Here is an 8,143-nt window from a genome sequence, read left to right as displayed (position 1 = left end):
GGGGATCGCGACCACGTTTCATGACGCACACGTAGGAGGCGAGCCGCCAGATCCGTCGGCTACGGTCGTCGCCGTGCGCTCGATCTGCCCGGTCAGGTGAGTTGTGAAGAAGATAAGACTTAGGCATTGACCTTAGTGCGGAGTCGAGCGGGAGTGGAGCCGCGAGCTCGGACCCAAGCGCTTCGCCGGGCTGAAAGCCATGCTGCTCCAGGCATGGGAGAGCCCCCTGGTTCGCGACGACTGACCACCCCTCACACATGGGCACCAAGGAAGCGGCCGGCTCGCGGCGCTCGCGGGCGGCAACTATGATAGAAGGCCGCCGCAGAACGCCGCGGCGTCCGCGATTGGAGTTGGAGTGAGTCCGCGAGGTAGCCGCGACAGCCACCGGTAGCCCATGATCACCGTCCTTCACACGCATTCGCTCAGTCTGGCCGAGAGTGTGAGACTCGCACTGCTGGCGGATGGGATTGATGCGGTCATGCTGGACCAGTCTTCGCCGGGGACGTTGGGCCTCGCCGGTAGCGTGAGAGTCGCGATCCTCAACGATGCGGACGAGCCGAAGGCGGCGAACATCATTGCTCGGCTCGAGCCGCCCAAGAGCGAAGCCTTACCGTCGTGGTGGTGGCACAAGAGAGCCTTTCTCGCTTTGAGCGCAGCGATCCTGCTCGTGTTGTTCGGAAGGGTCGTGGTCAGCTCCGCCTCGCACCAAGACCTCACGTTGGTTCTGTCAGCGGCCATGGCCCTGTTCGTTATTGCCATCGTATTGTTTCTGCTCGGGTTCCGGGCCGACAAGCACGCGCCCTGGCGCCCCCGACGTCCCAGCTAGACATTCTCCTCCGGCCCACCCCACACCGGCGCGCTGCCGCGCTCGCCCGTCCCAACCCCGGAGACTCCGTGACCGAACCCGCCACAGCACCCGGACTGCGCCGCGTCCTCCGCGTGCGCGACCTGGTCTGGTTCTACGTGGTGGGCGTGGTGGGGATGCGATGGGTGGCGGTGGCCGCGGCGGCGGGCCCGAGTTCGCTGGTGGTCTGGGTGATCGGCGCCCTGGGCCTGTTCGTCCCGCTGGCGTTCACGGTGCTGGAACTCTCCTCGCGCTACCCGCAGGAAGGCGGCATCTACGTCTGGACCAAGCAGGCGTTCGGCGACTTTACGGGATTCATGACCGGCTGGACGTACTGGGGCTCGAACCTCACCTATCTGCCGGGCATCCTCTACTTCGCGGCCAGCTCGGCGCTCTACATCTTCGGTTCGCGGTTCGCCCACCTGCAAACCAGCGGCGCCTACTTCATCAGCTTCTCGCTTGCCGGGCTGATCCTGGCCGCCGCGCTCAACATCGCCGGGCTGCAGTTCGGCAAGTGGCTCACGAGCATCGGCGCATACGCCACCTGGATCCCGATGACGGTGCTCATCGTGATGGGGTTCGTGGCCGCGGCAAAGTTCGGGCCGGCAACGGCGATCACGATGCACAGCCTGGCGCCGAGCATGGGGCTCAAGGACATGATCTTCTGGGCCACGCTGGCGTTCGCGTTCAGCGGACTCGAGGCGGGCTCGTTCATGGGCGAGGAGATCGAGAACCCGCGGCGCACGGTGCCGCGTGCGGTGCTGATCGCGGGGCTCATCATTCCGGCCATCTACATCCTGGGCACACTGGCCATTCTGCTGGCGCTGCCCCACGGGCAGATCACAGGGCTGCAGGGCATCATGGACGCCATCGTGCGCACGGGCGACCGCGTGGGCCTGCCGGGCCTGGGCCCGCTCGCGGCCGCCCTCATCGTGCTGAGCTCCATGGGCGGGGTGGGGGTGTGGCTGTCGGCGCCGGCGCGCCTGCCGTTCGTAGCGGGCATCGACAACTACCTGCCGCGCGCGTTCGGCAAGCTGCACCCGCGCTATGGCACGCCGTACGTGGCGCTGCTGCTGCAGGTGGGCGTGGCGGCGCTCTGCGCGGTGCTGGGCCAGGCCGGCGAGACGCCCAAGAAGGCGTACGACATCCTGGTGAGTCTGGGCATCATCGCATACTTCCTGCCGTACCTCACGATGTTCCCGGCGTTGATCCGCCTGCAGCGTGAACCGGCGGGCCCGGAGGTGATGCGGGTGCCGGGCGGGAAGCATGCTGCGGTGCTCTGCGGCGCGGTAGGGTTCCTGACGTCGGCGGTCGCGATCGTCCTGGCCGCGATCCCGCCGGCGGACGAGCCGAACCCGGGGCGCTATGTTCTCAAGGTGGTGGGGCTGAGCGCGTTGCTGGTGGCCAGCGGCGCGGCCACGTACGCCGTGGGGCGCCGTCGAGCGGAATCCACTCGGAGATGAATATCCAAGCGAAGCCGGCGCGATCGTCATCGCGAGTCGTGGGCGCCGTGGCGCTCGCCTCGGTGCTCGGCGTCATGAGCGCCACGCGCGCGGTGGCGCAGGAGCGGCCGCAGCCGGTCCGCGCCATTCCCTCGCTGGACCTCGAGCGGTACGCCGGCCTCTGGTACGAGGTGGCGCGGTTCCCCAACTGGTTCGAGCGCCGGTGCGCGGGGCAGCCCACCGCCAACTACGAGCTGCAGCCCGACAGCACCATCAAGATCGTGAACACGTGCCGTGCCGCCGACAGCACGGTCAGTCGTGCCGAGGGAGCCGCCCACCTCGCCCATCGCGGCGGCCCCGCGTCCATGCTCAAGGTGCGCTTCGCGCCGGCATTTCTCTCGTTCCTGCCCATGGTCTGGGCAGACTACTGGGTGCTCGATCTCACGGACGACTACGGCGCGGCGCTGATCGGAACGCCGGATCGGCGCTACCTCTGGCTGCTGTCGCGCACGCCCGTGTTAGACACCGCCACGTACGACCGCCTGGTGGCGACCGCCGCGCGAGAGGGGTTCGACGTCGCGCGGCTGCAGAGAATACCGGCGCCCTGACCCGCGGTGGGCGTTCCGGCCGCGCGTCACCCTGCGCGAGCGACCATCTCCTCGCTGCGCTCCCAGAGTTCCCGGGCCACGCTGCCGTCGTCGTCCCTGAACGCAACGGGCATCGGCTTGCGCTTGTTGTACACCTCGCCCGGCTGCCAGGCGACGCCGGGCTGTCCCTCGGCGAGCGCGGTGAGCCTGCGCCCGCTCGCCTCGGGGCTGATCATGACCAGGTACTTGAGTGGCGCGTTGTAGAGAAAGCGCATGTAGTGCGTGGTGTCGCTGGCGAAGTTGCTGCGCACGACGCCGGGGTGAAAGGCAACGGCCGCGATGCCGTGGGCGTGGTGCCGGCGATGCAGCTCGCGGGTGAACAGGATGTTCTCGAGCTTGCCGTTGCCGTAGGCGCGCTCTGGCCGGTAGTCGCGCTCGTTCTGGAGGTCCGCGATGTCGAACCCGCGGCCCCACATATTTGCCGCGGCGCTCGCGGTCTGGATCACCGTGGCGCGGCTCGCGATGAGGCGCTCCTGCAACAGGCTGGTAAGCAGGAAGGGCGCCAGGTGGTTGACCTGGAAGGTCTTCTCGAAGCCATCCTCGGTCACCTCCCGTTGTCCCATGATGCCGCCGGCGTTGTTGGCCAGCACGTCGATGCGGTCGTAACGCGCGAGTTCGGCGGCCAGCCGATGGACGTCGGCCAGTCGCGCGTAGTCGGCCACGTGAAACGGCGCCCCGAGCTCGCGCGCCAGCGCTTGTGTCTTTGCCGGTGAGCGGCCGACGATGACCACGTCGTGCCCCCTCGCCCTGAGTTGGCGAGCACTCGCCGCGCCGATGCCGTCGCTCGCGCCCGTGATGATGATGGTGCCCATTTGCCGTCCCGGCGGAGATGTCCCACATTCCGTAGCGGCCCTCCAGCTTTGCGTTGGCGCCGCCGACTGCAACAACTTATCTCGCGGGTGGCCCATTTTCACTCCCGAGCCCGGGGCGCCATGGACGCGTTCAACCGCATTCTCGGGGGACTGAGATGAGAAGCCACACGACCACCGCAGTCTACGTAGTCCTGATGGTAGCCACGATCGTTGCCGTCGATGTGTTGTTCTTCAAGAACCGGTTCTGGGAACGGCTGATGGTGAACATAGGCATCGTCCTCATATTCTCAGCCTTCTACTTCAGAGTCCTGAAACGGCCGTGAGCTTCGGCGTGCTAATCCAGGAAGCAGCGTGGCGGCCGCCGGCGGCGACGGGAGCGAGGCCTGACCTGAAGCTCGTGAGCTGGCTGGAGTTCGGCTCGGGGGCGGTGGCGATGCGGTACGAGCCGAGACGGTAGCGTTCGAGACCCCGATTCCAGAGGACGTAGCCAAGGCGGGATGCAATGGACGCTCGCAAATCACCACCGGCCAGCATCGACGCGTACATCGCCGCCGCACGCGTCGAGGTCCAACCGATTCTGAAGAAGATACGACGCGCGATCGCGGCCGCCGCGCCGGAGGCCAAGGAGATCATCAGCTACCGCATGCCGGCATTCCGGCAGCACGGCATTCTCCTGTACGTTGGCGTCTTCAAACACCACATCGGACTCTTCCCCCCGGTTGCCCGCGACGCGAGGCTCGCCAAGGCACTCGCACCCTACGCCGGCCCCAAGGGCAATCTCCGGTTCCCGCTCGATCAACCCATTCCGTATGCCCTCATCACGCGGATCGTCCGCTTACGGGTCAAGCAGGACCGCGCTCGGGCCGCCGCGAGACGGAAGAGGGTGAGAGCATAGAGGGACGACGAGCGCCGTTGGAGCGCGAGGGCCTGGGCCATCGCGTCTGGCGGCCCGCGGCGCGGGATGCGATGATCTCCCTTCATGAACATTCATCATGCCGTTGCCGATTACGAGCGCTGGCTGGGCGGGCGCCTGCCTCTCATCGCGGCCGATCTCATCATCAAGCACCGGCTAATGCGCGAAGGCGCCTTCCCCTTTCTCCGCGGCACCTACTTCCGGTGGGCGCAACGCTGGCCGGCCACCTGTCGCGACCTGCTCGACGCACCGGTGGTGCTGGCAGTGGGCGATCTGCACGTGGAGAACTTCGGCACCTGGCGCGACGCCGAAGGTCGGCTGGTGTGGGGCATCAACGACTTCGACGAGGTGTGGCGCCTGCCGTACACCAACGACCTCGTGCGTCTGGCGGTGAGCGTCGCGCTCGCGGCCGACGCGTCGGATTTGCGGCTCGGCATCAAGGATGCGACGACGATCCTCCTTTCCGGCTACCGCGAGTCGCTCGCCGCGGGGGGGCAGCCCGTGGTGCTCGCCGAGCGGCACCACGCGCTGCGAAAGATTGCGGTGTCGCGTTTGCGCAATCCCGAGGAGTTCTGGGCGAAGCTCGACGCGGCGACGCCTATGCGCGGTGTGCTCCCGCGCGAAGCACGCTCGGCGCTGGCCAAGCTCTGGCCATCACGCGCTCTCCCATGGCGCGTAGCGCACCGGATTGCCGGAGTGGGCAGCCTGGGCCGCCAACGATTCGTGGCGCTGGCCGATTGGCGCGGCGGCCGCATCGCGCGTGAGGCCAAGGGACTGGCCGTGTCGGCGGCCGCGTGGGCGTCGGGCAGTCGGCGCGTCGGTCGGACGCTGTATGCGACGGCGCTCGACAGGGCGGTGCGATGCGCCGATCCGTTCGTCACCGTCCACGAGGGGTGGATCGCCCGCCGGCTGGCGCCCGACTGCTCGCGGATCGAACTCGCGAGTCTTCCGCGCGACCGCAGCGAACGACACCTGCTCCACGCCATGGGGTGGGAGACCGCCAACGTCCATCTGGGGAGCGCGAGTGCGCGCACCCTGCTCGCCGACCTCGAGCGTCGCCCGAAGAACTGGCTCGTGCGCGCGGCGGCGGCCATGTCCGACGACGTGCTCGAGGATTTCGCGGGATGGCGTGCCGGGCCCGCGTCCGCCAAGGGGCGCCCGGCTGGGCGTGATTGAGATCGTGGCGGGAGGGGTGGCGCGCTCCGGGGTGGACTGGCGGACGATGGAGCGACGGGCCCACAGAGGGTTGTTCATCGGACAGATAGGGCGCTGTCCCGCATTCAGGGCTCGGGACGGGCCTTGGGGGACGCTCGGCCCGCGGCGGGTGACCGGTGCGTGTTATGCAGCAAGTCCTTGCAGCGTAACGCGCGGGGGGGCTGGATTCTAATGTGTCTAATGTGGTGTCGTCGTGGCGCGTGGCTTGCTTGGTGGGTGGGGGCGGTACACAATAGGCTGCGAGAGCGTGCTGTAGTTTGCGCGGGCTCGCAGCATAACATGACTTCATAAATTGAAGTTAGATGGCACCGGACAACCGCGTGAGGATGCCGGCCTATGTTTGAGAGCTTCGGCGCAGTCCAATTCGTGCTCATGCTGCTTCTGGCGATCACCCCGGCCGTCGCGGCCATCTGGACTGTCGTTCAGATCGTCGCGATTCGCAAAGCTCTCGATCGGATCGCACGCACCCTTGAGGCCGTGGCCTCACGCGAGCGCCTCTGACCGTGCCACCTAACTTGGCGCTGCTGCCGTCGGCGTGGGCTAGGGTAGCGGCTGGCGCCCTGCGGGCGCCTGCCGCCATTATTAGGAAACGCCGCAGCAGAGCGCCGCGGCGTTAGGCAGCGACGGAGGCTTGCCGGAGATCGAACCATGGCGCGCGGCGTTGCGATTCTAGCGGTCGTCCTAGTGGCTGGCTGGTCCTGCAATGGCCTAGCGATTACACCTGCGTGTGACGCGGATTTGCAGGTTGGGGTGACCCCGCAAGACACCACAATTCGAGTGGGCCAGCAGTTCCCTGTCCACCTAACGCTATTGGGCTGCCGGGGAACGAGAGCACTCTCCGATACGATCACGTATGCGTCAGCGAATCCTGCCATAGCGGCGGTGGATTCTGCCAGCGGGCTCGTAACGGGTGAGGCCGTCGGTGCAACTAGCCTTACGGTCACGGCTCGCCACTACCGGGTGACCATGCATGTCGGAATCACTGTGCAGTGATCGCCGTTCGAGGGCCGCAGGCACGCTGCCTAACGAGGCGCTGCTGCCGTCGGCGTTGGCTTTGGAAGCGGCCGGCTCGCTGCGCTCGCGGGCCGCAACTATTATGAAACGCCGCAGCAGAGCGCCGCGGCGTTAGCGGGACACCCGAGGTACCATGCTAAGCTCAGCGTCGCTCTTCCACTTCACAAGGAATCTGCAGAGCCTGAGAGGCATCCTGGCCGAGGGGTTCAAGGTCAATCCGTCGTTTGAGCGCATGGACATCCTTTCGCGAGCATTCGGTGGACCGCCGGATGGTGACGAGACAGGGATACCGATGGTGTGCTTCTGCGATATTCCGCTGTCGCAGACCACCGAACACATGGACCGCTACGGCAAGTATGCCATCGGTCTTTCGAAAGGCTGGGGCGAGGCGCGTAAGATTGCACCAGTGCTATACGGACACTCTGGTACGCCACTTCTAGATGCACTGATAGCCTATAGGAAGCTGTTACTCAAGTTCAAGGTTACGAGTGACCCTGACCCTGCCGCGCGACGCAATGCGCTGGAAGCGGGCCGGCTGGTGTACTACTTCAAGGCGTATGAGGGCGATGCCCGCCAGGCGGATGGGAAAATCCGCCATACGCGCTTCTATGACGAACGCGAGTGGCGTTACGTACCCGACTCGATTGAGGACTGCCCAACCATTAGCCGTGAGGCTATGGCCGATCCCAATGCTCGCTTGGCGGTCGAGGCGTACTTGGCGACTTGCTCCCGCCTGATGTTTCGGCCGCAGGACGTAACGCACATAATCGTGGCAACGGATGCAGACATTCCGCCGCTACTCGAAGGGCTTGCTGACGCTGGGATCCTCCAAGGCAATGATGCCTCGCTTGTAACCCGAATCACGACAGCTGAAAGGATTAGGGCCGATTACTAGGGCTCGTGCCCGCTAACGAGGCGCTGCTGCCGACGGCGGGGGGGTAGGGAGGCGGCTTGCTCGCTACGCTCGCATGCCGCAATTATGATAAGCCGCCGCAGCAGAGCGCCGCGACGTTAGCGAGACGACCGGACATTGTGTAAGTTTCGAGAATCGGAGGATGTATGAAGTACAAGGTGGTGCTCCAACACTCGGATGAAGGGTACAGCGTGTCCGTTCCCGGTCTTCCCGGTTGCTGGTCCCAGGGCGCAACCGAGGCCGAAGCCGTCGTCAACGTAAGCGAAGCCATCCGGGAGTACTTGGCGGTCCGCGACGAACTCGTGCGGGACGCGGACGTGCGCGAGGTTGAGGTCGGGTGACG

Annotated in this window: 9 protein-coding genes; 8 read left to right on the top strand and 1 reads right to left on the bottom strand. The window is 66.3% G+C overall.

What is annotated here, in order from left to right; genetic code table 11:
* Positions 1-394: 394 nt before the first annotated feature.
* The 3 genes from VNE60_06765 (at position 395) to VNE60_06755 (ending at position 2,894) form a co-directional block, all read left to right on the top strand.
* Positions 395-826 (top strand): DUF2007 domain-containing protein, encoded by a 432-nt coding sequence (locus tag VNE60_06765; GenBank protein HVB31215.1) that lies wholly within the window; start codon positions 395-397, stop codon positions 824-826.
* A gap of 68 nt (positions 827-894) precedes the next feature.
* Positions 895-2,307, top strand: coding sequence for an APC family permease (locus tag VNE60_06760; protein ID HVB31214.1), 1,413 nt, complete (start codon positions 895-897; stop codon positions 2,305-2,307).
* Entirely contained in the window at positions 2,304-2,894 is a 591-nt protein-coding gene (locus VNE60_06755) for a lipocalin family protein (protein ID HVB31213.1), read from the top strand. The genes VNE60_06760 and VNE60_06755 overlap by 4 nt, the downstream gene beginning before the upstream one ends.
* Before the next feature lie 26 nt (positions 2,895-2,920).
* Here VNE60_06755 and VNE60_06750 read toward each other — a convergent pair whose 3' ends face one another.
* Positions 2,921-3,745 carry an SDR family NAD(P)-dependent oxidoreductase gene (locus VNE60_06750; protein HVB31212.1) on the bottom strand — a complete coding sequence of 275 codons (825 nt, stop codon included), beginning with the start codon at positions 3,743-3,745 and terminating at the stop codon, positions 2,921-2,923.
* Between the two features lie 502 nt (positions 3,746-4,247).
* On the opposite strand from VNE60_06750, the gene VNE60_06745 reads away from it, so the two are divergent.
* The 5 genes from VNE60_06745 to VNE60_06725 all read left to right on the top strand — a co-directional run bounded on the left by VNE60_06745 (position 4,248) and on the right by VNE60_06725 (position 8,141).
* Positions 4,248-4,640 (top strand): DUF1801 domain-containing protein, encoded by a 393-nt coding sequence (locus VNE60_06745; protein ID HVB31211.1) that lies wholly within the window; start codon positions 4,248-4,250, stop codon positions 4,638-4,640.
* A gap of 84 nt (positions 4,641-4,724) precedes the next feature.
* Positions 4,725-5,834, top strand: coding sequence for a DUF2252 family protein (locus tag VNE60_06740; protein HVB31210.1), 1,110 nt, complete (start codon positions 4,725-4,727; stop codon positions 5,832-5,834).
* 375 nt (positions 5,835-6,209) lie between these two features.
* Positions 6,210-6,374: a hypothetical protein gene (locus VNE60_06735; protein HVB31209.1), complete on the top strand. Its 165-nt coding sequence runs from the start codon at positions 6,210-6,212 to the stop codon at positions 6,372-6,374.
* Between the two features lie 646 nt (positions 6,375-7,020).
* Positions 7,021-7,782, top strand: coding sequence for an abortive infection system antitoxin AbiGi family protein (locus tag VNE60_06730; GenBank protein HVB31208.1), 762 nt, complete (start codon positions 7,021-7,023; stop codon positions 7,780-7,782).
* A gap of 164 nt (positions 7,783-7,946) precedes the next feature.
* The gene (locus tag VNE60_06725) at positions 7,947-8,141 is read left to right on the top strand and encodes a type II toxin-antitoxin system HicB family antitoxin (protein HVB31207.1); all 195 of its coding nucleotides are present in this window, start codon (positions 7,947-7,949) and stop codon (positions 8,139-8,141) included.
* Positions 8,142-8,143: the final 2 nt, after the last annotated feature.

The organism is Gemmatimonadaceae bacterium (genome assembly GCA_035533755.1).
Taxonomy (GTDB): domain Bacteria; phylum Gemmatimonadota; class Gemmatimonadetes; order Gemmatimonadales; family Gemmatimonadaceae; genus JAGWRI01.
This window is presented reverse-complemented; position numbering and strand designations above follow the sequence as displayed.

Bases quoted from the DNA above. Each gene is read 5' to 3' on its own strand.
- VNE60_06745 (HVB31211.1), top strand. From the start codon at position 4,248: ATGGACGCTCGCAAATCACCACCGGCCAGCATCGACGCGTACATCGCC.
- VNE60_06725 (HVB31207.1), top strand. From the start codon at position 7,947: ATGAAGTACAAGGTGGTGCTCCAACACTCGGATGAAGGGTACAGCGTG.
- VNE60_06750 (HVB31212.1), bottom strand. From the start codon at position 3,745: ATGGGCACCATCATCATCACGGGCGCGAGCGACGGCATCGGCGCGGCG.
- VNE60_06755 (HVB31213.1), top strand. From the start codon at position 2,304: ATGAATATCCAAGCGAAGCCGGCGCGATCGTCATCGCGAGTCGTGGGC.
- VNE60_06735 (HVB31209.1), top strand. From the start codon at position 6,210: ATGTTTGAGAGCTTCGGCGCAGTCCAATTCGTGCTCATGCTGCTTCTG.
- VNE60_06765 (HVB31215.1), top strand. From the start codon at position 395: ATGATCACCGTCCTTCACACGCATTCGCTCAGTCTGGCCGAGAGTGTG.
- VNE60_06730 (HVB31208.1), top strand. From the start codon at position 7,021: ATGCTAAGCTCAGCGTCGCTCTTCCACTTCACAAGGAATCTGCAGAGC.
- VNE60_06740 (HVB31210.1), top strand. From the start codon at position 4,725: ATGAACATTCATCATGCCGTTGCCGATTACGAGCGCTGGCTGGGCGGG.